22 protein-coding genes and 2 rRNA genes are annotated in these 22,917 nt (G+C 47.5%); 10 read left to right on the forward strand and 14 right to left on the reverse strand.

Features of this window, described 5'->3' with window-relative positions:
- The coding region (locus QUB35_RS04840; RefSeq protein ID WP_333139893.1) for a DUF4114 domain-containing protein at positions 1-3,755 on the reverse strand (3,755 nt) is incomplete at its 3' end.
- A gap of 387 nt (positions 3,756-4,142) precedes the next feature.
- On the opposite strand from QUB35_RS04840, the gene hslO reads away from it, so the two are divergent.
- Positions 4,143-5,042 (forward strand): Hsp33 family molecular chaperone HslO, encoded by a 900-nt coding sequence (gene hslO, locus QUB35_RS04845; protein WP_333139895.1) that lies wholly within the window; start codon positions 4,143-4,145, stop codon positions 5,040-5,042.
- Between the two features lie 618 nt (positions 5,043-5,660).
- The gene (locus tag QUB35_RS04850) at positions 5,661-7,724 is read left to right on the forward strand and encodes a hypothetical protein (RefSeq protein ID WP_333139897.1); all 2,064 of its coding nucleotides are present in this window, start codon (positions 5,661-5,663) and stop codon (positions 7,722-7,724) included.
- A gap of 1 nt (position 7,725) precedes the next feature.
- Here QUB35_RS04850 and QUB35_RS04855 read toward each other — a convergent pair whose 3' ends face one another.
- From QUB35_RS04855 to QUB35_RS04880, 6 genes are all read right to left on the reverse strand, one after another.
- Positions 7,726-7,881, reverse strand: coding sequence for a hypothetical protein (locus tag QUB35_RS04855; RefSeq protein ID WP_333103280.1), 156 nt, complete (start codon positions 7,879-7,881; stop codon positions 7,726-7,728).
- 92 nt (positions 7,882-7,973) lie between these two features.
- A complete protein-coding gene (locus QUB35_RS04860) occupies positions 7,974-8,729 on the reverse strand; it encodes a tRNA(His) guanylyltransferase Thg1 family protein (protein WP_333139899.1) in 756 nt (251 codons plus the stop codon).
- Positions 8,710-9,195, reverse strand: coding sequence for an AAA family ATPase (locus tag QUB35_RS04865; protein WP_333139901.1), 486 nt, complete (start codon positions 9,193-9,195; stop codon positions 8,710-8,712). The genes QUB35_RS04860 and QUB35_RS04865 overlap by 20 nt, the downstream gene beginning before the upstream one ends.
- Before the next feature lie 6 nt (positions 9,196-9,201).
- A complete protein-coding gene (locus QUB35_RS04870; protein WP_333103284.1) occupies positions 9,202-9,675 on the reverse strand; it encodes a TspO/MBR family protein in 474 nt (157 codons plus the stop codon).
- A 468-nt stretch (positions 9,676-10,143) separates the two neighbouring features.
- Entirely contained in the window at positions 10,144-10,725 is a 582-nt protein-coding gene (locus QUB35_RS04875) for a hypothetical protein (protein ID WP_333139903.1), read from the reverse strand.
- Between the two features lie 41 nt (positions 10,726-10,766).
- Complete coding sequence (locus tag QUB35_RS04880; RefSeq protein ID WP_333139905.1) at positions 10,767-10,940, reverse strand: hypothetical protein; 174 nt, start codon at positions 10,938-10,940, stop codon at positions 10,767-10,769.
- 154 nt (positions 10,941-11,094) lie between these two features.
- Between QUB35_RS04880 and QUB35_RS04885 the strand changes: the two genes are divergently transcribed.
- Entirely contained in the window at positions 11,095-11,409 is a 315-nt protein-coding gene (locus QUB35_RS04885) for a zinc ribbon domain-containing protein (RefSeq protein ID WP_333052014.1), read from the forward strand.
- Positions 11,410-11,569: 160 nt separating this feature from the next.
- Here the strand turns inward: QUB35_RS04885 and QUB35_RS04890 are convergent, their stop codons facing one another.
- Complete coding sequence (locus tag QUB35_RS04890; RefSeq protein ID WP_333139908.1) at positions 11,570-12,421, reverse strand: DUF1232 domain-containing protein; 852 nt, start codon at positions 12,419-12,421, stop codon at positions 11,570-11,572.
- A 112-nt stretch (positions 12,422-12,533) separates the two neighbouring features.
- Here QUB35_RS04890 and QUB35_RS04895 point away from each other — a divergent pair, with 112 nt between their 5' ends.
- Positions 12,534-13,358, forward strand: coding sequence for an NAD-dependent epimerase/dehydratase family protein (locus QUB35_RS04895; RefSeq protein WP_333139910.1), 825 nt, complete (start codon positions 12,534-12,536; stop codon positions 13,356-13,358).
- A 60-nt stretch (positions 13,359-13,418) separates the two neighbouring features.
- Here the strand turns inward: QUB35_RS04895 and QUB35_RS04900 are convergent, their stop codons facing one another.
- The 6 genes from QUB35_RS04900 to sufB form a co-directional block, all read right to left on the reverse strand.
- Complete coding sequence (locus tag QUB35_RS04900) at positions 13,419-14,051, reverse strand: Uma2 family endonuclease (RefSeq protein WP_333139912.1); 633 nt, start codon at positions 14,049-14,051, stop codon at positions 13,419-13,421.
- Positions 14,052-14,208: 157 nt separating this feature from the next.
- The gene (locus tag QUB35_RS04905; protein WP_333031910.1) at positions 14,209-14,637 is read right to left on the reverse strand and encodes an Imm1 family immunity protein; all 429 of its coding nucleotides are present in this window, start codon (positions 14,635-14,637) and stop codon (positions 14,209-14,211) included.
- Positions 14,638-14,771: 134 nt separating this feature from the next.
- On the reverse strand, positions 14,772-16,034 hold the full coding sequence (locus tag QUB35_RS04910; protein ID WP_333139914.1) for a SufS family cysteine desulfurase: 1,263 nt from the start codon (positions 16,032-16,034) through the stop codon (positions 14,772-14,774).
- Between the two features lie 232 nt (positions 16,035-16,266).
- Entirely contained in the window at positions 16,267-17,610 is a 1,344-nt protein-coding gene (gene sufD, locus QUB35_RS04915; protein ID WP_333139916.1) for a Fe-S cluster assembly protein SufD, read from the reverse strand.
- A complete protein-coding gene (sufC, locus tag QUB35_RS04920) occupies positions 17,607-18,398 on the reverse strand; it encodes a Fe-S cluster assembly ATPase SufC (RefSeq protein WP_333139918.1) in 792 nt (263 codons plus the stop codon). The genes sufD and sufC overlap by 4 nt, the downstream gene beginning before the upstream one ends.
- A 282-nt stretch (positions 18,399-18,680) precedes the next feature.
- Positions 18,681-20,123 carry a Fe-S cluster assembly protein SufB gene (sufB, locus tag QUB35_RS04925; RefSeq protein ID WP_333139920.1) on the reverse strand — a complete coding sequence of 481 codons (1,443 nt, stop codon included), beginning with the start codon at positions 20,121-20,123 and terminating at the stop codon, positions 18,681-18,683.
- Between the two features lie 188 nt (positions 20,124-20,311).
- On the opposite strand from sufB, the gene sufR reads away from it, so the two are divergent.
- The 6 genes from sufR to QUB35_RS04955 all read left to right on the forward strand — a co-directional run bounded on the left by sufR (position 20,312) and on the right by QUB35_RS04955 (position 22,861).
- Positions 20,312-21,010, forward strand: coding sequence for an iron-sulfur cluster biosynthesis transcriptional regulator SufR (sufR, locus tag QUB35_RS04930; RefSeq protein WP_333139922.1), 699 nt, complete (start codon positions 20,312-20,314; stop codon positions 21,008-21,010).
- 118 nt (positions 21,011-21,128) lie between these two features.
- The gene (locus QUB35_RS04935; RefSeq protein ID WP_333051988.1) at positions 21,129-21,536 is read left to right on the forward strand and encodes a hypothetical protein; all 408 of its coding nucleotides are present in this window, start codon (positions 21,129-21,131) and stop codon (positions 21,534-21,536) included.
- Positions 21,537-21,743: 207 nt separating this feature from the next.
- Positions 21,744-21,860 (forward strand): 5S ribosomal RNA (gene rrf / locus QUB35_RS04940).
- A gap of 134 nt (positions 21,861-21,994) precedes the next feature.
- Positions 21,995-22,198, forward strand: a complete 204-nt coding sequence (locus QUB35_RS04945) for a hypothetical protein (protein ID WP_333139924.1) — start codon at positions 21,995-21,997, stop codon at positions 22,196-22,198.
- 208 nt (positions 22,199-22,406) lie between these two features.
- Positions 22,407-22,523 (forward strand): 5S ribosomal RNA (rrf, locus tag QUB35_RS04950).
- A 188-nt stretch (positions 22,524-22,711) separates the two neighbouring features.
- Positions 22,712-22,861, forward strand: a complete 150-nt coding sequence (locus QUB35_RS04955) for a hypothetical protein (protein ID WP_333139926.1) — start codon at positions 22,712-22,714, stop codon at positions 22,859-22,861.
- The last annotated feature ends 56 nt before the right edge of the window (positions 22,862-22,917 follow it).

Consider the following 22,917-nt stretch of genomic DNA (forward strand, 5'->3'; position numbering starts at 1 on the left):
GGGTCTGCTCTGAGAGAATCGTAGGTTAGAGTTAAGCTGCGGGTTTCTCCCATTGACTGGTAAGGTACGAGGTCGTGGGTTTCGATGACTGCCCCGGAGTGCATTTCTACGGAAGAGGTTAAGCCGCCTTTTGCTTTGCATTCGTTGCACTTGTCTTTGGGATTGCGGGGGTCTTGACCCGGATTTCTGGGCGAAGGTGCTGGGGGGGCGAAGAAGTGCCAACTGCTGTTGCGGATGCCGCCTGAAACAGTTTCTATTGCACTCCCGTCAGCAGTGACTTTACCGGTGCCTACATTGTCGAAGAAGCCTGTGGTGGGGTTAATCGACCACAAGTCCATTGTCGTACCCGCGGAGTATCCGGCGCGGTTGGGCAAAGAGAGGGGGGCTGGAGTGGTAAACACCATATCCCCCGGCTGAATGGTGACTACCAAGTCGGTATGCAGGTTGGGCGGCAGGGCGGCGGGGGTTAATTCTGTGGGAACTTCGGTGATGCTGAGGTTTTCGGTGTAGGGGTTGCCTTCAGCATCTTGGAGGGAACCGGCTTTGACAAATACGGATGCTTTGGGAATCGCTGCGGTGGTGACAGTGGTGTCGGCGGCTGGGTTGATGTTTTTGCCGTTGGCGGTGTCGATCGGCGGCAGGTAAATCGGACGAGAGATGACGTTGTTGACGTTGGAGTAAACTTCGTGTTCCAATAACAACGGCAGTTTTTCGGCAATGTAGGGGTAGTTGTCTTCGCCTGTAATGCCGTCGCCGTAAATTAGCAGGGTGTCTGGCGGCACTAATTCGGGAAGTCCGAGCTCCGCCAAATTGGGAAATTCCAGCCGCAGAATTTCAAAGGAACCGTCGGCTGCTGTTATTGCCCGCAAGGCGCCGAGTCCCACCAACACACCTTCTAAGGGTTGCTGGTTGGTGTTTTGAATTACTCCTGAAATGCGAGTGAGGCCGGCAGTCGAAGGGGTAACGTTAACTGTAACAGGTCGAGAAGTTTCTAAAACTCCGTCGCTAGCGACTACCGTAAAGTTGTAGGTTCCGATTTCTTCGGGAGTGGGAGAAATTTCTAGGGTGCCGTTGCCGGTGATTTTCCCCGTGGGTAGAGGAGTGGACGATTTGATGGCAAAGCTAATGGGGTCGCCGTCGGAGTCGGTTGCGGTGAGGGGCAGCTTGAAAGTTTCTCCGATTTTAACGTCGATGGACTCGATTGCAGCCAAGTTTGGCGCTTGATTGGCGGCACCGGCAATGGCGGTAGCCGTGAGGGAAAATTTCTGAAAGTTGGGATTGCTGATGACTAATTCTACAGCATCTGAAATAGCCCCAGTATCCAATCCCCCAGCAGGAATAGCACCGCGCAAATTGATGTAGGGTTTGCCGCTGCTGTCGGTACCGTCGGGATTTTGCAGGGTTACTCCGGCTGGCAAATCGGGGAAAACTACTGCTACGCTGCGGCTGACGGGGCTGCCTGTATTTTGTACCTGTACTGATGCTTTGTAGTTGCCGGTGGCGGGGTCAAACTGTACCTGACTGAAATTTACTTTTAAATCAGGGGCCGCTGTCAGGTTGTCGGTATCGAGGCTGCCACCGCTGGCGGTTTTGTTCTGCGCTGGCAGAAAGACTGGGCTGGCGGTACCTTCTTCATCGACGGTGTTGGTGAGGTTCTTGACTTCTACGGTACTGCCGGTATCGGTGTCGCTGTCGGTTAGTCTGAACAGCAGATTACCGCTGCTGCTGTTGTTCAAACTGCTCAAATCGATTTCTACGGTGTCACCGCTGTACCGCACTCGTCCGGGTACGAATTCGGCTTTGCTGCCGGCTAGGGAAAATAGCGGGGTTCCGAGTGTACCTCCGTCTAGTAGGGTTTGGTTGGGGTCGTTTGGGGAAACGAGGTAAATTTGGAACAAGTCTTCAATTGCTGAAACTGTATCTGTTTTGTCGAAGTCGGCTGCCAGTTGGAACCGCAGGGTGCGGCTGCCTGTGGTTTGCCCTAATTGCACGGGTACTACGGCTTGGACGAGTTTGCTGTTGCGTTCGGCCAGGAGTACAGTGTCTGTTGATGCTGCTGCCCAACCTGTTGTTTGTGGGGGGGCGACGGTAAAGCTGTTAGTGACTTGGAAGTTGATGTTTTGAGATGTTTTGTTGCCGCTGGTGTCTGTTGCTTCTAGAACCGCAGTGTGGCTGCCGGTAGCTAGGGGCGAGTTCGGAGGCGAGTCGTCGAACTTACCGCTGGTGTCTGGGTTCAGGGTATTAAGGCTGCCGCCATCGACGGAGTATTGCAGGTTGGACAGATTTGTCCCGGTGTCGGTTGCCGTACCGATGAGTCGGGCTGTACTGCTGTGGTTGCCTCCGGAAATTGGCGTCAGCAGGGTGGTTTGGGGTGCGGCGGTGTCGAGGGTGAAGTTGAGGCCCAAAGTGTTTGATGTGTTGCCACGGGAGTCGGTGGCTATGAGGCGGAGGGTGTGGATGCCATCTCTGAGGGGGTTGCGGCGGATGGTTTCGAGTTGGGTGCGGCCCAGAGTGAAGCTGCCGCTGCTGTTGAGGAGGGGGGTGATGTCGGCGAATTCGGCAATGGGAGTGTCGTCGAAACCGGCACGGAAGCTGGCTATGCTGCTGCTGTCGGTGACCGTACCGCCGATGGTGGGATTGGAGGTAATGCGATCGCTATTTGATGTTCCAGTGTCGTTGGTTAAGGTGGCGGAAATTGCGGGCGCTGCTGTATCGTTGGGAACTAAGCTGTTAGCGTAGCTGATAATTTGCTGTCCCAGAGGGGTGGTGCGCCATTCTCTGGCTGGGTTGATGGCGGTATCGAGTGGGGTGGCGCTGCCGGTGGCGCCGATAAAGCTGAAGATGATGTCGTTGTAGTCGCCGTCTGCTTGGGCCACGGGCACGTCTTCAATGGCAAAGGTATTGCCCGTACCTGTAACGTCGCTGAGTGCTAGCTGGTAGCTGCTGAAGCTGGGATTAGTTGAGGGGACGGAGAATAAAGGACGGTGTTCGGGGAAGAGTTCCCACAGCCATTGATTGGCATAAGATATTTGTATTGTGCCGTTGGGAATCACCATAACCGCGAAGGTGTCCCCCGGTGTCATGGTGAAGGTTTTGAGGCCGGTGTAGGGCCCGGAACCCCAATTATAGTCTCCTGGCATTGAGCCGCTGAATTTTGCGCCTTCGGTAGAGTCGCGGATGACAACGTGACCTAGGGTGGAATTGGTAAGAGCTCTGCGGGATGCCTCTAGCAGGAAGGCTTCCGAACCGGGAATTAAGTTTTCCATTCCCGTGAGGCTGAAAATGGCCAGCTCCCCTTGGTAGTATCCTCCATCGAACAGGTAGTCTGCACTGACTTGTCCGCTAGCACCGACTTGGAAAACTCCGGCTGGCAAGGTGCTATTTTTTGCCTGCCGTTCGGGGGTGGATGCGCCGTGGAGTTGGCTCCAAACGGTGCGGCTAGCTTGTGTTTCTACTTTTTCGCCGGTTAAGATGTCGCTGCTTGCGGAGGCTGAGGACGAGGCATTTGGGGCTGCCCCCAAGAGTTGCGGTTGTGTTAAAAATTGTTCAAAACTATTGCCATCTTCAACTTTTGGTGATGTTAAAAAATTGATAGTGGATGATTGTGAAACTGGGACGGCAATGCTGTTGGAAGTGTCGGCAATATTGCTTGAATTTAGTAACTTTCCTGACGTGAATAAACTGGTTTCCGTTAATTCTGAATTAATTTCAAATGGCTTTTGCAGAGGCAACAAAACGTCTTGAAAATTATTCATATCTCCTCACAACCTTTTAGCAGTTAACCAAAATCGCCATCGAAAATTTAACTGAAAAGTAAAAAAATACCGCATACAGGCGCAGATAAATGCAGATCCGTTTGGATAAAAACTGACGCTACAAATCAATGCGCGAAATTCTGTAAATCTACTCTTTTTGTCTTTCTATGTAGCAAAGCATACACGGCTGGGAGTTTTATTTGTTCAAAAATTTTTTTAAATTTTATAAACATAAATTGCGAAATGTAATATTATTGCTTTGATAGTTAAAACAAGTTCGATCGCACTCCCAGGCCCGCCGACTCAACTGCTGCTATCTGCTGCCACAACCTTCAAGAACTTCTAAAATAGTTCAAGAAGGTATTAAAAGACAAAGTAAGGTTTTTCATGGCCGATCAATTAATTCGCGCTACAGCCGCAGAGGGCGGAATTCGCGCTGTAGCCGTCATTTCCACCCGCCTCACCGAAGAAGCAAGACAGCGGCATAAGCTCTCCTACGTGGCTACAGCCGCCCTCGGCCGCACGATGTCGGCGGGACTGTTACTCGCCTCCAGCATGAAGCGGCCCGAATCGAGAGTCAACATTCGCATCAAAGGAGATGGGCCGCTGGGCGGGCTTCTGATTGATGCGGGACTGGATGGAACGGTTCGAGGTTATGTGGACAATCCCGAAGTGGAATTGCCACCCAATGCTAAAGGCAAACTCGATGTCGGCGGGGCAATAGGTGACGGTTATTTGTACGTGGTGCGGGACGTTGGATACGGCTTCCCTTATTCCAGTACGGTAGAATTGGTTTCCGGCGAAATTGGCGACGATCTGACTCACTATTTGGCAACCTCGGAGCAAACGCCTTCGGCTCTGGTTTTGGGGGTGTTTGTGGGGGCGGGCGGGGTAGAAGCGTCTGGGGGTGTGCTGTTGCAGGTTCTGCCGAAGGCTGCAACGGACGAAAAATTGGTGCAAACTTTAGAATCTAGAGTTGCTCAATTGTCGGGCTTTACGCCACTGCTGCGATCGGGCAAAACGCTGCACCAGATTCTCGAAGAGTTACTGGGAGATATGGGGCTGGAAATTTTCCCGGAAACTCAGATGGTGCGCTTTGACTGTGGCTGTTCGTTCGATCGAGTTTTGGGAGCTCTGAAAATGTTGGGCGAAGCGGAACTCCAAGACATGATTGAAAAAGATGGGGGGGCTGAGGCTACGTGCCATTTCTGCAACGAGGTTTACAAAGCTAATAGCGACCAACTTGCGGAACTCATCGGCGATTTGCGATCAAACTCCGGTTCTTGAGAGGATAATGTGTAATTGGCTCTATTGAGTGCGAGTTAGGGATGACGGCCTTGACCAATTGCCAATTACGCATTATCAATTACCTAATCACAAAATTTTGATTTTTGCGGTTTGGCGATCAGCTCTTTTAGTCTTTCGCCTGCACGAGTATTTAAAAGTGGTCAGTAACGAGCGGGCTAAAGCTACTGAGCTTGTAAGAGAAATCGAGCAAGCTATGCTGACCAGACCCCTCGCAAGAGGAGACGTTATTTAGGTCACGACACCGGCGAATGATCCGCCAGTTTTGGGCTCTGTCACCTGCGATTAAACAGTTTTAAAGTCACTGAAACAGTGTCGCAGGTCTAACAAGCCTTTATAACCAGGTCGAGGCGAACATTACCCCGCAAGGGAGACTGAGGCAACCATACCTCATCGGAGGGGCAACCATACCCCTCCAACCCGAAAGGGGAAAGACTCAAGGCGATTGAAATCGCCGAGTCGTTTTCCTCTCAGGACTGAAGTCGCGCTCGTTTCCCACTTACCGAGTTTTTTTATGAATACATTCTATAGAGCAGTCAATAGCAGCGATCGCTGTTTTGAAATAATTAAGACAGGCTGGTTGTTGTTTGTGGTGAGGATATGAGTCAAGATCGCAAAACATCAGGCCGTTGGTCTGCATCAGAATCCTTGGAGTCAACAAAGGATACTTCGTCGCTGGTGCGCTTACCAGCAAGGAAAAACCGGGCCCAACGACTTAAAGAGCTCCGAGAGTTGGTTACTTCGGGAAAACTGCCGGGAGGGCATCTGGAACTACCGCCGAATTTGTCTGGGGAAAACTCGCAGCCGCCGGGGGAACACAATCCGTTGTGGCGGAACTGGTCGAATAAGTGGCAGTTTTGGCTGGCGCTGAGTTTGATGCTATCGGTGGGTATGGGGTTTGTGGCAATTGCCTCTTTGCTCAACCTGACCTCGCAGTCCAATTGCTCAAAGATTTTTTGGCCGACGGCTTCTGCTAACGATCGCTTTTTTTGCGCTCAAGAAGCAGCAAGCAAGCGGACGGCGGATGATTTGCTCAGGGCGATCGAATTAGTGAATGCTTTGCCACAAGACCATCCGCTGCGGCCGAGAATTAACACTCAAATCGATCGGTGGTCGGAGGATATTCTCAGGCTGGGAAATGCTAGTTTCCAAGAAGGAAAGCTGGAGGAGGCGATTGCGCTCGCTCGTAAGGTTCCTCAAAACGTTCCCGCTTACCCGAAGGTGGAAAAGCAGATTGAAAAGTGGCAGTCGATATGGAGCGATGCAGAGAAAATTTACCGCACGGCTGAAGACCACTTGCGTCAGGAAGAGTGGCCGCTGGCTTTCCGCCAAGCTACTCTGCTTTTGGATTTGGGAAATACTTTCTGGGAATCGGCTAAGTACGAGGAATTGACTAAGCTAATTCAGACGACTCGGGCTGAGGGCAATAAGTTGGTAAAAGCCCGGAATAAAGCCTCCGAGGGAGGTCTCGACAATCTGGTGACGGGGATTAAGCTAGCTGAGGGAATTGATCAAAACAGTTATTTGTATCAAGCTGCCAATAAGGCGATCGCGGAATTTAGCAAGAAAATTATGGAGATCGCGCAAAAACGCTTGCAGGCAGGGGATTGGCAGGAGGCGATCGCGATCGCAAACAAGATTCCTGAGTCGGCAAATTTAAGGGAACAAGTACAAGATTTTAATGAGTTGGCGAATGCTACTTCTCAGGCTTTGACTGGCTCTGTTGAGGGTTTCTCCAAGGCGATCGAGATTGCTCAAAAGTTGAAGTCCGGCCGCCCTTTATACAAGCAAGCTCAAGATTTAGTCGGCCGCTGGCAACAAGAAATGGCTGATGTGAAAGTTTTGGATATGGCAAGCAGGCTGGCGGCGCCGGGTGGGGTCAATGATTTGAGGGCTGCAATCGCGCAATTGCAAACAGTCCCGGAATCAAATCCCCGCGCTTCGGAAGCTCGCCGTCAAATTACCACTTTGAGCCGTCAAATCGAGCTGCTGGAAGACAGTCCGTATTTGCAAAGAGCGAACGATTTGGCGAGTACGGGCGATCCGAATGCTCTGGAAGCGGCCGTTGCTCAAGCTTCTCGGATCGCTAGAGGTAGGGCGCTTTACGTGGAAGCTCAAACCAAAATTCAAGCTTGGATCGAGAGGAGACAGCGGCTTGTTGACCAGCCGTTTTTGGATAGAGCTCAGCAGCTAGCGGCGGGCGGCAATTTGGCGGGGGCAATTGAGATGGCCCGCCGGATTCGATCGGGACGGGTGCTTTATGAGGAAGCTCGATCGAACATTCGGACTTGGGAGGCTCAATTTCAGGGCGAGCAAGGTTTGCAGAGCGCCCGTCAGACGGCCAGATCCGGGACTGCTGACGCTTTGCAAACGGCAATTGCGCTGGCAAGTCAGGTGCCGGAGTCGAGTTCGCTCCGGTGGCAGGCGAGTGAGGCGATTGATGAGTGGAGTCAGCGGATTTTGGCGCTGGGTGTGGAAGAGTCGTCGTCGGATCTGGCTGGGGCGATCGCGACTTTGAAGAAAATTCCTTCGGGTACTCGGGCTTTTGAGCAAGCTCGATCGCAAATCAAAGTTTGGGAGGAGTCGCTGAACCCTCCTGAGTCTGAATCTCCCCCTCCTGAACCGCCGGAAACTGAGCCTCCTACCAGCTCTGGCAATCGCTAGGTTAACTGGTTTGCCCGACATTGGGCGGGGGTTTAAACCCCCGTCTCACAGCTTGCATTCGGTTAAAACTCACATCTTGCACCATTGTCAATAAGCCTTTTATGAACAGGCAAGATGCCTGTTCCACAAAGAGTGAATTTTCTTGTGGAACAGGCATCTTGCCTGTTCTTGAGAATGCTGCAAGATGTGAGTTAAAACAAACTAAGAATTCATCAATTGCCAGCGGATTTGACAAGAGATCCTTAATCGTTAATCGCCAACATTTAAAAATTGGTAAATAAATTCTTTGTATTCCTCTTTCATGGGCAAATCTTCATCAACTTTGAGTCGCCGCCGCACTGCCACAACTTCTTTGTTTTCGATCGGGTTATAACCTGGTTTATCGTATTTTTCCCAATACACTCCCGTTCCCCGGCGCTGCCAAGCCGGCAGTTCGTTAAAGTTAATTCCGTTTTGAAACAGCAATTCGTTTTTGAAAGCCACCGATTGTTTCTCTAATATAACTGCTGCATTTTCACCCGTTTCGCCATTTTTTCGCAGCATCCAATAACTCCAGCCATTCAAAGCGCAGCGCGCTGCATCTGCTTGGCGCCATAGAAAATAATCTACTACTTGCGATTTGTTGGCTGCAGAACAAATGCGGCTGTCAAAACTGACTGCTGTTTGGGCGGCGCGAGTGAAAGTTGCACTGGCAATACTGGCAGAAATAGAGACAATTTTTTCTAAGCTGCGGTCAAATAAATCCCAATCTGGAGGAAACAAAACTGAGATTTCGTCACTTTCGGTATAAGCGTAAATGCCGTCTAGTTCTGACAGGAGCGCTTTGGCAGTTTCCACCATTAATTCGTGGAATTTTAAGTCGAAAGGCTTATCAAAACTGGAGGAAGTAAATTTTGAAAAACTGCGACCGTCGGCGCGAATTACTGTGTGAGTTCCCGGCAATAAACGCAGGCTGTGAAAATATTCAAGCTCGCGCATTTTTTTTTCAAATGTCTGATTGTCCATGAATAACTTCCTCTGCAGGCCAGGTTTTTACTTCAAAGGTTAAGTTTTCTGCTATGCGGGTCCAAAACAGCCGTTCAAACCCTTCGCCGTAACTGGGCAATACCATTTTTTTTATAGTAGCATAAATTGCTATGTCTGGAACTTGAGATTTGCCCGATCGCTTTTGATTTCGAGCTAAACAGTCGCTGACTATTGATTCAAAGTAGTAACCGATGATTTTGGCATTATAAGTGCGACCCATATCAATCAGCGGCTTGCGATCGAGAACTTCGGGATTGGTGTTGTCAACAGCGACTGAATGACCTGCTTGCAGTGCATCTTCAATTAATTGAATTTGTCGGCGTGATTTATTTTTATTGTTTGGCATTAAATCTTTGCTGACCAAAACGTGCGTGGCCGCTAAATAGTCGCGAAAAAATGTGCTTTTTCCCGATGCTTGCAATCCCATTAAAATGACTAATTCCATGAGAGGCTAAACATCCGCCGGATTGAGGTGCATCATTACCCAAGTGGTGTAAGTGCCGATCGGACTCCAAAGTATGTAAGGTAGTAATAACAGGGCGGCTGGCTCGGAAACTGGCAACACAGTTAAAGCTAGGATTACGCTTAAAATAGCGCCCGTTCCGCCGATTATTGTGCCGACTTTTAGGCTCCTAACTTTGCACATAACCGACGTGTAAGACATAGTTACTATTTCTAAAAGCAGGTACAAACCCATTCTCAGCCAAGTCTCCTGAGTTCCTGGTTGTTTTTCCCAGACAATCACTGCTGACCAAGCTGCACAAATAAAAATTACTGTCCAAATTAGGGGAATTGCTCTTTCAAATACTAGCCATCTCGGACGCTGCAAGCGGTTGAACCATTGGATGTCCCTGGGCGGGATTAAGCTAGCAGCTAAAGCTACTACAAAGGCGACGCCTCCAATTACCATCCAGGATTTAATCATTTTTTTACCTTGGGCGAGGTTGACAGGTTCAATTCTGCAGATATTATCTCTAATTTGGGCGATCGCGCCATCTGTCCCCAGTTATATTAGGTTTGGCTGATTCGCAAAACCCAACATCAGTTTAAAAGTTATTTAGATTTCTGGGAAACGTTAATTTATTCTCTTCAGTTCCCCTTCATAATATAAAAAATGTGACCGAAAGCATCCAGGATACCCGCCACGTGATTCATTCCTTCGCAGACTCAGAACCCAGAAATAAAAAACCTGTATCCGATGAAACTTGCCCCCCCAATTTATCTGTGGGGTCAATGCTTCAATGCTTCAATTCTAAAATCTAAAATCTAAAATCTAAAATCGACTGACTCTTGCTCCCTCCCCTTGAAAAGGGGAGGGTTCGGGTGTGCTTTTCAGTAAATTTGAGCAGTAAATTTTACAAAAAGTCTCTTAGTCTTTCACAAAAATCGGCTGCTAGCCGAGCCGATGATGCTGTTCTAATTCTAAACTAGAGTCATCCTCTTTTTTGGGAACCAGAAGCGTATTTTCGCTGCTCGGTTGCAACACGGCTTTAATTACTTGGAGAAAACGGTTAGGCTTTTTAGCTTGACCGTTGAGAGTGCGGCGGTCTTTCACTTTTTGAGAAAGGTGTCGCATCACAGATAAATCGAGTTCATCTATGAAATGGTCTGCTATACGTTCTCCCATTAAATCTATAGCTTCAGCATACTGATCTGTCAGCGTTTCTATGGCATCGTATGCTTCGTCAGCAACTTGACTTGCTACTGTTTTATTTTGGTCGCCCGGTGTCTGGGAATGGGTGCGGCGCCGGTCTAAAAGGCTTTGGTAATCGGCAATGCTCATTCCCAAATTGTAGAGATGGTGGTGAGCGTGATCCATCAAATCTACTTCACTGGGATAGAAGAAACCGCGAGTGCTGTTAATGCCGTGCAGTTTTGCCCAACGCCGCAGATTTGTCTCATCTTGCAGTTGGTATCGCTCTAACATTTGAGCTGTGTTCAGCTCTACTTCTGGGGTAACTTTGAAATCGCTCATCGGTAAATCCTCGCTGGTGAGTAAATAAATAAAATTGAAACTTAGAATCTGTGATTGGCGTACAGTCTGAAAATGACGATCGATCCTGTGACGGCATTGAGGGAAGTCTTGCGGGCATTTGCTAGCCGTCGATCGTGCGATCGTTCGATCGAGTCAGAGGATTTCAGGGTAGCGTACTTTTGGGCTTTGTCTCGATCGCATCCGGGAGCAAGCACACTGGGTTAATAATATAGCTGATTTAAGGTTTCAACAATCGTTAAAAATAGTAAAGTTTGATTTTTGGGGTTGAATTATTAGTAATGTTGAGCTATAATATTCTCAATAACCGTGCAATTAGTAATTTTAGTAGTTGCAAACGAGATTCTTAGTATGCCTGTATACGATTATTTGTGTCCCGAAAACAACCAGCAGTTAGAAGTTTGGCACAGCATGAACCTGGAAGTTTCGACTTGGGGCCAACTGTGCGAGTTGGCTAAGCGCGAACCCGGGGAGACTCCCGCAGATGCTCCGGTACGCCGACTGCTGAGCGCTCCGAGGTTGATGAAGCCGACATCGGACACCGATTATAAAAATCAGGGGTTCAGCAAGTACGTGAAGCGGGATGAAGGGGTTTATGAAAATGTCACGGCTAAGGATGGTGAAAGCCGTATTGTCAATCGAGATGGCAAGCCGATTAAAGACTGAACTCGGTAATTGGTAAGTGGTAATTGGTAATCGGTAATTGGTAATTGGTAATTGGTAATTATTCCTAATGACTACTGACTAATGACTACTGACTACTGACTACTGACTACTGACTACTGACTAATGACTAATGACTAATGACTAATGACTTCTAATATTATTAGCCAAACCAATCTTTCATTTTTTGTTTGGCTTGTTCTTTAGTATCAGCATTAATGTATACTGAAACAGTAGCTATTGCCGCCAGCAATACTCCCAAATCGTCCGTAAATCCGATACCAACTAATACATCGGGAATGGCATCAACAGGAGAGATAAAATAGGTCAAAGCTCCAACTACAACTCCTTTTGCCCAAGCCGGCACGTTGGGGTTCTGAGCCGTATAGTAGAGAATCAAAGCTTTTTCAACTACTTCTCTTCCTGCGGTTAAAGCAAAGTTTTTAAGTTTAGTCCAAAAAGTTTCATCTGAATAGTTAACTTTGGGGTTGCTGAGGTTTGTTGTGGTTCCTCTTCGGTCGATAAAATCGAGAGGAATACCCTTAGTTTTAAGCTGGGAAACAGCAGAATTGAAGGAGGCTGAAACCTGATTTTTATTAGGGGCAGCCTCCTGTATTTGTTTCATGTCTGCGATAAATTCCTGCATGGCTGGGATTTGCACGTCGGAAACCGCCAGCAGTTTTTTTGCGGATTGGATAGCCTCGCTTTCTGCGGGATGCAGCGTCTTATTTGCCCCAGCAATGTTAATTAAAAAATACATGACTCCCAAACGCAGCGGTTCTTCTGACTGGCTGAGTGTTTGCAAACAGTCGCCCAGTGATGGGGGACTGGCTGTGTAGGATTGGATTTGAGTCTTTGCAGAGTCAGAAAATTTGTCTAAATTTATGGTTTTAAACAACAAATCTAGTTCGTCAATATCAATGGAACCATCGGCGGCTGCGATCGCAAACAAAGAACCATAAAAAGCTAAAAGTTCGCTTTCTGAGGATGTGGCAAAAATATCTCTCTCGGACACGATGCTACTCCGATTGATAACGACGCTTTGCATTTTACCACAAAACTCAGCGCGCCATGATTTCAGAAACCGGCAATAATTTGAGAGAACATGACACAATGGAGAATTTTTTATGAAAGTTGCGATCGTCGGCTGTGGCTATGTGGGTACTGCGACAGCCAAACATTTACGCGGCAAATCAGATTGTACCGTGACGGCGACAACTACCACGGCGACGCGAGTAGTTGAGTTGGAGGGTGTCGCGCAGCGGGTAGCCGTGCTCAAAGGAAATGACAAAGAGGCAATGACGGCTGTACTGCAAGAACAAGATGCTGTTATGCTGTGCGTCGGTGCCCGAAATCCTCATACTTATCGGGAAAGTTATATAGATACTGCGACAACTTTAGTATCGGTTTTACAGCAGATACCGACAGTAAAGCAGGTTATTTATACGGGTACTTATTCTGTGTATGGCGATCGCCAAGGTGAATTTGTAAATGAAGAATCACCAGTCGCGCCGGCTAATCCAAACGGTGAAATTCTCGCAGAAACAGAACGGATTTTATTAGCAGCATCTAGTCCCAATCTTCACGTCTGCATTCTCCGTTTGGGAGGAATTTATGGGCCTGGGCGAGAATTAGTTAAAATCTTTGGAGGCTGGGCTGGGAGCACTCGTCCCGGTAGGGGGGAAGATGCTACTAATTGGGTGCATCGAGATGATATTGTTGGGGGGTTAACTTTTGCTTTGGAAAATCGATTGCAGGGAATTTACAATTTAGTCGGGGATGTGTCGCTATCCAGTGGTGAATTGCTCGATCGCATTTTTGAAGCTAATAATTTGCCTAAAGTTTCTTGGGATGGAAGTCCTAGCGTGCGGCCTTATAATGCTAGGGTGTCGAATCAAAAGATTAAGGCGGCGGGTTATCAGTTTATCCATCCTGAAATTAGGGAGTTTTAATAGTCTTGGGCGCAGCACCTAATTATGTAGGGTGTGCACGGCGCACCTTGCTAGAGAATATTATATTTTCCCTTTCACCCAAGTTCTAAAGGATTTCAGCAAAGCAATTTCTCCTATCGTTTGAGTGCGACTGAAAAACCCAGCCATTTCTGCTACCGATACAAAGGGAAAAGCAATACTAAAGTCGCGCTCAATATATTCAGTTTCTACCAACTGATAAAATTTCAAAACGCGCCCGTTATATAGCCAGAGTTCCGGGACGCGAAGTGCGGAGTAAATGGCAAACTTATCAACTGAACTGCTGGTAATATCTATTTCAATTGCTAAGTCGGGCGGTGGGGCAGTTTCTAAATCTAGTTCTTGCCTGCCTCTAACTGCTGCTTCATTTTGGATATAATAACAGTTATCTGGTTCTATGCCTTTTTTGGCATTTTTGAGTTTGAGAGTAGTTGAGCCAGCACTTTTAATTTCAATGTCGAGTTCTTCTGCTAAAGCCAGGATGAAATTACCGAAATTGCTTTTGTAGTTCTCATGTTCAAATAGTGGCGCCATAATTTCCAGTCTCCCTTCATCGTAAGCTATGCGATAACCTCGCTTATCGCCTATTTCTTTGAGCAACGTTTCAAAGGTCTGCCAGCTAATGTTTTCTAGCAGTGTTCTTTGTTCGGCTAAACTTGAAGTAGTAGCAATCATCTCAAAATCTCCTTGAGCTGAGAAAACTCTAGTTTTATTTTACCACAGGCCCAGATACTATCAAAAAGGGGGTTCTTTTTTTGAACCGCAGATGCAGGCGGATAGACGCTGATGAACGCGGATGAAGAAAGAGCGATCGCACTTCACTTAGGTTGTGTTAAATCTTATTTGATGACACCGCTAATTCTTTCTCTTCTTCCCAAGACAGTGATATTTGAAGTTGTCCTGATACTGTAAATGTTTGAGCTGCCAACAGTGCCGTCTCTAAATTTACACACATCCGGGCGGAATAATTACCTTCTTGTCCGCCGATAACTAGCTTTTCTATTGCATCTGGTTTTGATGGATCTACTAAATTGTGGAAGCTAACGTTATCAAAAGTTACGTTAACAATATATTTGCCGGATTCGCCGCCACCAATGCTCATATAACACTCGTCATCTGCACCCAAGGTAACTAAAGTTTTAGTTTTCCCATTTAACTCGCGGATGGCTTGTTCTATTTGACTCCAAGTAGGACTTTCTATTAAGTCACCTTCATCCTGGTTGCCCACCCAATTTTCTGCTGATAGGTTTAACACAAACATTATCGCCTGATTATATTTGGGGTGAGATCGCTCTCTTCTTCATCCGCGTTCATCCGTGTTCATCTGCCTGCATCTGCGGTCAAAAAAAGGGCGATCGCTTCTCAATTTCTACCCGCGCACCATCACCCACCAAATTATCCCATAATCCCCGCAAAAAAGTCGATCGTCTCTTTCAACGCTTTCACAAACACATCAATTTCCTCGCGAGTATTGTAAAAATACAAACTCGCCCTGGCAGTAGATGAAATATTCAAATAGCGGTGCAAAGCTTGCGTGCAGTGATGCCCGGAACGAATCGCGACTCCCTCCTGGTCTAACATGGTAGACAAGTCTTGAGGGTGAATTTCTCCCGCAGTAAATGCCGCCAAAGCTGCCCTACCTTCGCCGTTGCTGTCTGGCTGTGGCCCGTAAATTTTGATTTCGGGAATTTGCCGCAATTGTTGGAACATATAAGCATTCAATTCTGCTTCGCAAGCGTGAATTTTATCCATGCCAATGTTACTAAGATAATCGATTGCTGCACCAAGGGCGATCGCCTCGCCGATTGCAGGGGTGCCGGCCTCAAATTTGTGCGGCAAATCGGCATAGGTGGAATAATCGAGAAACACGTCAGCAATCATCTCGCCGCCGCCGAAAAACGGAGGCATTTCTCTCAGCAAGTCCAGCTTACCGTACAGAAAACCGATGCCAGTCGGAGCGCACATTTTGTGCCCGGAAGCAACCAGCCAATCGCAATCTATTGCTTGCACATCTACTATCATGTGCGGCACGCTTTGGCAAGCATCAATTAAAACTCTTGCGCCGAAACTGTGGGCAATTTTGCAGATTTCTTTGACTGGACTGATGCAGCCCAAAGTATTAGAAACGTGAACGGTTGACACCAATTTAGTTTTATGGGAAATTAGCGTTTTAAACTGTTCCAAGTCAAACTCGTTAGTTTCCGTTAACTCCACAAACTTCAGCACCGCACCGGTTCTTTGAGCCATCATTTGCCAGGGAACGAGATTGCTGTGGTGTTCCATCACCGACAGGATAATTTCATCTCCAGCTTGCAGATTGCTCAAACCCCAAGAATAAGCAACCAAATTAATCGCTTCGGTGGCGTTGCGAGTGTAAACAATTTCTTGTCGCGACGCCGCATTTACAAACGCCGCAACTTTGTCTCTAGCACCTTCGTAAGCATCAGTCGCTTTGGCGCTGAGAGTGTGAGCACCCCGGTGGACGTTTGCATTGTATTGTCCGTAGTAATCACGCCAAGCGTTGAGCACAGCTAGGGGTTTTTGAGAAGTAGCTGCATTGTCTAAATAAACTAGCGGTTTACCGTTAACTTTTTCATTCAAAATAGGGAAGTCGCCGCGAACTTTTGATGCAAGTGTTTTTTCTTGAATAAGTGTCATATTTTTTGAAGTTAGTATTGTTGTGGAACTCGCTTATAAGGCGTATTCTGAAACCCGGAGATACCCCCTAACCCCCCTTATTAAGGGGGGGACAAGAGTATTCTCAAAGTCCCTCTTATCCAGGGAGGGACAAGAGTATTCTCAAAGTCCCCCTTCTTAAGGGGGATTTAGGGGGATCTCCGGCTTTGATTGCAAAGGTAATAAAACACCCTCCCGTCTGTTGCTAATTCCTTTATCCTTGGATAGCCATGCAGGTTGAAAGCATTTTCGCCACCCCAAGAATCGGTAATTGATTGAGCATTTCCGCCGCAAAAGCATCGATTAGCAAATAGCGGCTTCTTTCTAAATCCAAACCGCGACTTTGCAAGTAAAAAAGCTCATCATCTTCTAATTGACTGACAGTTGCACCGTGGGAACATTTAACGTTGTCGGCGACAATTTCCAACTGCGGTTTTGTGTCTACGCGAGCTCTTGGCGACAACAACAAATTCCGGCTCAATTGTCCGGCATCTGTCAATTGGGCGGCTTTGCGAACGAAAACTTTGCCGTTAAATACAGCACGAGCTTTGTTGCCGATAATGCACTTGTGCAGTTGGCGGCTTGTACCGTGGGGGTGATTGAAATCGATTACACTGTGAGTGTCTGATAACTGTTCGCCAAAGGCTACGGTTAAGCCGTTTAAAGTTGTTTCAGTGGCTTCGCCGCGCTGAAAAACTTCTAAATTGTGCCGCGATATTTTGCCTCCCAAGCTGATAGCATGACAAGTGTAACGGCTATTACGAGATTGTTCGATCGCACTTTTGCCGATATGAACAACCTCCCCACCTTCCCGCTGCAGCCGAACGTGGTTCACAGTAGCGTTTTCGCCGACAATAACATCCGTTACAGCATTAGTAAAGGCTGGTACATTACCGATAGTTGCGTAATCCTCAATCAGCGTCACATTGCTTCCAGGCTCAGCTATGACCAAGCAGTGCGGCTGGCACATCGTGCCAGATGCACCTGGTGCTGTCAGGAACAGCAAGTGAATCGGAAGTTCGATCGACATATTGGCCGGTACGAACACCACCGCAGAATCCGCCAAACCCGCAGTATTCAGCGCGGTAAACACCTCGGTTTGCTGTCTGTGCTTGCTCAAAACATCGCTGATGCGCCCTTGATATTTTTCAGGTACATTCGATAGATTACCTGCGTAAAAGTCGATCGGCAAATTCGGCAAAACCAACGACTCCACCGTTGACAAATCCGGCGCATAAAAACCGTTGACAAATACCAATCTTAATGGTAAATCATCCCGGTTTTTCACTGGCATAATGATATCAGCCAGCTTAACTTTTGACTGATTGCTCTGGGGTATATGAAAAGGAATTTGCAACACCGGCGACAAATCAGTAAAGCGCCATTCCTCATCCCTCACCGTCGGAAAACTCGAAGAAAGCACGTATTCCGTCGCCACAGCCCGCAAATCCTGCAACCCGTAAGCCGCACTTTTGCTATTAGCAGCCTCCAACTTGCTGCACTGATTCACCAAATCAGTCAAAAACATTTCCCTACTCGCAACTTGCGTATTCATCATCGCGCGCCTACTCCTGCTGCTTCCTCTTCCACAACCCAGTCATAACCGCGCTCTTCCAATTCCAGCGCCAACTCTTTCGGGCCAGTCAAGATAATTCTGCCGGCTTCCATGACGTGAATAAAATCAGGAATAATGTAATTCAGCAACCGTTGATAGTGAGTAATCACCAACATCGAATTTTCCGCATTTGACAACTGATTCACACCGCCGGCGACAATCTTGAGAGCATCGATATCCAAACCCGAATCAGTCTCGTCCAAAATAGCTAATTTCGGTTCCAACAAAGCCATTTGCAAAATTTCATTCCGCTTTTTCTCGCCACCGGAAAAACCCTCATTTACGCTGCGGCCTAAAAAAGAATCATTCATCTTGACAATATCCAGCTTGTCCTCGATTAAATCTTGGAAATCAAAAGCATCCAATTCTTCCAAGCCGCGATGTTTGCGGTGAGCATTGTAAGCCACGCGCAAGAAATCCAGATTGCTAACGCCGGGAATTTCTAAAGGATATTGGAAAGCTAGGAACACGCCAGCTAAAGAGCGTTCTTCCGGCGCTAATTCCAGCAAATTTTGACCAAGAAATGTCACTTCTCCGCCTGTTACTGTATAAGCAGGATGACCCGCCAATATCTTGGATAAAGTGCTTTTTCCAGAACCGTTCGGGCCCATAATCGCGTGAATTTCACCCGATTTAATTTCCAGATTCAAACCCTTCAGGATTTGGGTATCTTCCACATTCGCAGTTAAATCGCGGACGGATAGCACCACTTGACTATTTTCAACAATCATCTATTTTTGTCCTTTGCCTCAATGCACTTTACAGTTTTTTCTTCTCGTTCCTAGGCTGTACCCATTGGTGACAATTTAACGTTAAACCGATAGTCCGCCAGGGAATGAATTCCCTGTCTCAAAGCTAAAGTCCTCTGAAGAGGACTGAGAAGAAAATTTTTAAACTCATTAGTCCTGTTTAGAGGAGTTTAGCTATTAGCCAAGGAATTCATTTCCTGGCGGACGGGGAGCTTAAGTTGTCACCGATGGACTTGGCCTGGAAGGGTTTATTGCCCGCGAAAATTATCCGACACTTCCTTCCAGCTTCAGACTCAACAGCTTATCAGCTTCCGCCGCAAATTCCATTGGTAACTGATTGAAAACATCTTTACAGAAACCGCTAATCATCATCGAAATAGCATTTTCTGCGGAAATTCCCCGCTGTGCGAAGAAGAACAATTGCTCTTCCCCAATCTTAGAAGTAGAAGCTTCGTGTTCGACTTTAGCAGTGTGGTTCTGCACTTGAATATAAGGGAAAGTATTCGCTTGAGCGTTGTCGCCAATCAGCATGGAATCGCACTGAGAGTAATTACGAGAGCCTTTAGAGTTAGGCCCCATTTTCACCAAACCGCGATAGCTGTTGGATGAATTACCCGCCGAAATTCCCTTAGAGATAATCGTGCTGCGAGTATTTTTACCAATGTGGATCATTTTTGTGCCGGTGTCAGCTTGCTGCTTGTTATTTGTCAACGCTACCGAGTAGAATTCGCCCACCGAGTTGTCGCCGACTAACACGCAACTGGGATATTTCCAAGTAATCGCTGAACCGGTTTCTACTTGTGTCCAAGAAATCTTAGAATTGACTCCTTGACACAAACCCCGTTTCGTCACAAAGTTGTAAATGCCGCCTTTGCCGTTGGCGTCGCCAGCGTACCAGTTTTGCACTGTGGAGTATTTGATATCGGCATTGTCCATTGTTACCAATTCCACGACGGCGGCGTGCAGTTGATTGGTGTCAAACATCGGCGCGGTGCAGCCTTCTAGGTAAGACACAGAACTGTTTTCTTCAGCCACAATTAGTGTGCGCTCGAACTGGCCGGAATCTCCGTTGTTGATGCGGAAATAGGTTGACAATTCCATTGGGCATTTGACCCCTTTGGGAATGTAAACAAAGGAACCGTCGCTGAATACGGCGGAGTTGAGGGCTGCGAAAAAGTTATCGCCGACTGGTACGACGCTGCCGAGATATTTTTCTATTAATTCGGGATAATCTTTGACGGCTTCTGAAATGGAACAGAAAATAACACCATCTTTGGCTAACTTTTCTCTAAATGTTGTGGCAATTGAAACGCTGTCGAAAACGGCATCGACGGCGACATTTCCCAGCCGCTTCTGTTCGGAGAGGGGAATGCCGAGTTTCTCGAAGGTTTCTAGCAGTGTCGGGTCTACTTCGTCCAAACTGTTGAGCTTTTTGGGCTTTTGTTTGGGGGCGGAATAGTAGATAATTTGTTGGTAGTCGATCGCGGGATAGTTGACGTGGGGCCAGGTGGGCTCGGTCATTGTCAACCACTTCCGGTATGCTTTGAGGCGGAATTGCAGCATGAATTCCGGTTCGTTTTTCTTGGCGGAAATCAGGCGGACTACATCTTCGCTCAAGCCGCGGGGGATGGTGTCTGACTCGATGTCGGTGACGAAACCGTATTTATACGGCTGGTTGACTAAGGTTTTGACTGTGGTAGAACTCATTATTTTGCGTGTTCAGTGTTCTAGATAATGCTCTCTGGATGGCAGACGGGGCAATGCCTGTCAGGGCTTGAGCGAGTTCTGCTGGACTGCTCTGGGAAGTTAAACAACAGATTTGTTGCTTTACTATATTTTAAGCTACATTAACAATAGTGATATTGTCAAAGTCAAATTAATAATTTTTTGTGAAGATGATGGAGACTACTCAGCAGACTTCCACGAAACAAGACATCCTGCAATATTTGCTCAAGGGGGGGCAGGGGACGGCTATTGAGTTGGCGGAGTCTTTGGATATCAGTCCGCAGGCGATTCGCCGTCACTTGAAGGATTTGGAAGCGGAGGGGCTGATTCAGTATCAGTCGGTTCAGGCTGGGATGGGGCGGCCGCAGCACATTTATGAGCTTACCAGTCAGGGGCGCGATCGATTCCCGAATCGTTACGGTGATTTTGCTGTCTCTTTTCTGGATACGTTGGCGGAAACCGTCGGCCGCGAGCAAGTGATTACTATCTTGCAAAAACAGTGGCAGCGCAAGGCGACGGAGTATCGGCGGCTGGTGGGTGCGGGTTCGCTGGAAGAGCGGGTGACTAAGTTAATGGAACTCCGCAGGGCTGAAGGCTATATGGCTGAGTGTTATCCTGTAGAATCGGTAGAGGTTGGGATCTGCGATCGCGCTGGGAAGGGCGATCGATTTGTGTTGATGGAACACAACTGCGCGATTTCTAATGTTGCTGAAACTTTTCCGAGTGTCTGCGGTAATGAGTTGGAAATGTTTGCGGGGGTGTTGCCGGACTGTACTGTGGAGCGGACTCACTGGATTATTAATGGGGAACACCGCTGCGGTTATTTGATTGCAAGGAGGAAGGAAGAAGTTCGGCAACGGATTTTGTAACGGATGTAACGGATGTCACGCATGGAAGTTCGACAACGGATGAGTGTAAGGGATGTCACGGATGTCACGGATGTCACGGATTACCCATTACCGATTAGCAATTACTAATTTTTAATATATGGAACCGCTAGCAGATTTTTTAAAGCCGGAAGAGTGTGCCGAAGTTGATATGGCGCTGCTGTCGTCGAAGGAAAAGTTTTCGGCGCGGGTGGCAATTTATGCTTTGAGGGTGCTCAAGCAAATTGCTGGGGAGACTGGGAAGCCGGTGGCTGAGGTGACTAATGGGCAGGTGATGGATTGGATTAAGAATGATGAGAGTATTAAAGGATCGATCGAACTTGATGCTAGTTTTGAAAACTTTTTTACGAATTTGGTAATTGCGTCTTTGCGGCCGTTGAGGCAAATTGCGACAGAATCTGAAAGCCCGATCGAACAATTAACAGTTAAGCAGGTCGTGGCGTGGTTTGTGAAGGACGGGAAGATTCGCAGAGAACAGGGAACCGAGGCGGCGTTTTTGGACTTGTGAGTTAAAGGTCGATCGGCCCCACTGGCAAATAATACGTCAAACTCGACTATTGGGGGGGGTTTCGGGCGATGGAAAAAAAGTTTTGCCAAAGGGGTTGACAGACAGGGGAAAACTTGATAAGGTAATTAAGTCGAGCGAAAGAGATGCAGCGCATCAAACTTAGCTCAAGCTTAACGCAGACACAGGATTAAAAGTTTTCAAAGCTTTCCTGGTGCTTATGATGTAATGGAACCACTCCGATCCATCCCGAACTCGGTTGTTAAACGTTGCTATGGCGAAGATACTCGGCGGGTCACTGCCCGGTAAAATAGCTCAGTGCCAGGTTAATAATAAATTAAAGCTCTTTTCCCGCAACAACGGAAAAGGGCTTTAGTTTTTTGGTGAGTTCTTAGGCATCTACACCACAGCAAGTCTTGGGCGCTTTGTAGAAATCTCAATATTCTGGGTCAGCAGCAGATTTGTGGTCGATAGAACTTGATGCTAGTTTTGAAAACTTTTTTACGAATAGGGTAATTGCGTCTTTGCGGCCGTTGAGGCAAATGGCGACAGAATCGGGAGGGGCGATCGAACAATTAACAGTTAAGCAGGTCGTGGCGTGGTTTGTGAAGGACGGGAAGATTCCCACAGAACAGGGAACCGAGGCGGCGTTTTTTGATTTGTGAGTTAAAGGTCGATCGGTCGCACGCCCAAACCCGGCCTCAAACCCCGATAATTCCAGCGGTTTCGGGCGATCGAAAAAAACTTTTGACAAAAGGGTTGACAGACAAAGGAAAAGTTGATAAGGTAATTAAGTCGAGCGAAAAAGATGCAGCGCATCAAGCTTAACATTAAGCTAAACGCAGACACAGGATTAAAAGTTTTCAAAGCTTTCCTGGTGCTTATGATGTAATGGAACCACTCCGATCCATCCCGAACTCGGTTGTTAAACGTTGCTATGGCGAAGATACTCGGCGGGTCACTGCCCGGTAAAATAGCTCAGTGCCAGGTTAATAATAAATTAAAGCTCTTTTCCCGCAACAACGGAAAAGGGCTTTAGTTTTTTGGGGAGTGATTAGGCATCTACACCACAGCAAGTCTTGGGCCCTTTGTAGAAATCTCAATATTCTGGGCCAGCAGCAGATTTAGGGTCGATCGAACTTGATGCGAGTTGTGAAAACTTTTTTACGAATAGGGTGGTGGCGTCTTTGCGGGATGAGAGGCAAATTGCGACAGAATCTGAAAGGGCGATCGAACAATTAACAGTTAAGCAGGTCGTGGCGTGGTTTGTGAAGGACGGGAAGATTCCCACAGAACAGGGAACCGAGGCGGCTTTTTTGGATTTGTGAGTTAAAGGTCGATCGGCAACACTGGCAAATAATACGTCAAACTCGGCTATTGGAGG

Source organism: Microcoleus sp. B13-B6 (assembly GCF_036705405.1).
GTDB lineage: Bacteria > Cyanobacteriota > Cyanobacteriia > Cyanobacteriales > Microcoleaceae > Microcoleus.

What these genes read in the sequence shown, in the direction of transcription:
- hslO (WP_333139895.1), top strand. Translation starts at nt 4,143, where the DNA reads ATGGCCGATCAATTAATTCGCGCTACAGCCGCAGAGGGCGGAATTCGC.
- QUB35_RS04850 (WP_333139897.1), top strand. Translation starts at nt 5,661, where the DNA reads ATGAGTCAAGATCGCAAAACATCAGGCCGTTGGTCTGCATCAGAATCC.
- QUB35_RS04855 (WP_333103280.1), bottom strand. Translation starts at nt 7,881, where the DNA reads ATGCCTGTTCCACAAGAAAATTCACTCTTTGTGGAACAGGCATCTTGC.
- QUB35_RS04860 (WP_333139899.1), bottom strand. Translation starts at nt 8,729, where the DNA reads ATGGACAATCAGACATTTGAAAAAAAAATGCGCGAGCTTGAATATTTT.
- QUB35_RS04865 (WP_333139901.1), bottom strand. Translation starts at nt 9,195, where the DNA reads ATGGAATTAGTCATTTTAATGGGATTGCAAGCATCGGGAAAAAGCACA.
- QUB35_RS04870 (WP_333103284.1), bottom strand. Translation starts at nt 9,675, where the DNA reads ATGATTAAATCCTGGATGGTAATTGGAGGCGTCGCCTTTGTAGTAGCT.
- QUB35_RS04875 (WP_333139903.1), bottom strand. Translation starts at nt 10,725, where the DNA reads ATGAGCGATTTCAAAGTTACCCCAGAAGTAGAGCTGAACACAGCTCAA.
- QUB35_RS04885 (WP_333052014.1), top strand. Translation starts at nt 11,095, where the DNA reads ATGCCTGTATACGATTATTTGTGTCCCGAAAACAACCAGCAGTTAGAA.
- QUB35_RS04895 (WP_333139910.1), top strand. Translation starts at nt 12,534, where the DNA reads ATGAAAGTTGCGATCGTCGGCTGTGGCTATGTGGGTACTGCGACAGCC.
- QUB35_RS04900 (WP_333139912.1), bottom strand. Translation starts at nt 14,051, where the DNA reads ATGATTGCTACTACTTCAAGTTTAGCCGAACAAAGAACACTGCTAGAA.
- QUB35_RS04905 (WP_333031910.1), bottom strand. Translation starts at nt 14,637, where the DNA reads ATGTTTGTGTTAAACCTATCAGCAGAAAATTGGGTGGGCAACCAGGAT.
- QUB35_RS04910 (WP_333139914.1), bottom strand. Translation starts at nt 16,034, where the DNA reads ATGACACTTATTCAAGAAAAAACACTTGCATCAAAAGTTCGCGGCGAC.
- sufD (WP_333139916.1), bottom strand. Translation starts at nt 17,610, where the DNA reads ATGATGAATACGCAAGTTGCGAGTAGGGAAATGTTTTTGACTGATTTG.
- sufC (WP_333139918.1), bottom strand. Translation starts at nt 18,398, where the DNA reads ATGATTGTTGAAAATAGTCAAGTGGTGCTATCCGTCCGCGATTTAACT.
- sufB (WP_333139920.1), bottom strand. Translation starts at nt 20,123, where the DNA reads ATGAGTTCTACCACAGTCAAAACCTTAGTCAACCAGCCGTATAAATAC.
- sufR (WP_333139922.1), top strand. Translation starts at nt 20,312, where the DNA reads ATGATGGAGACTACTCAGCAGACTTCCACGAAACAAGACATCCTGCAA.
- QUB35_RS04935 (WP_333051988.1), top strand. Translation starts at nt 21,129, where the DNA reads ATGGAACCGCTAGCAGATTTTTTAAAGCCGGAAGAGTGTGCCGAAGTT.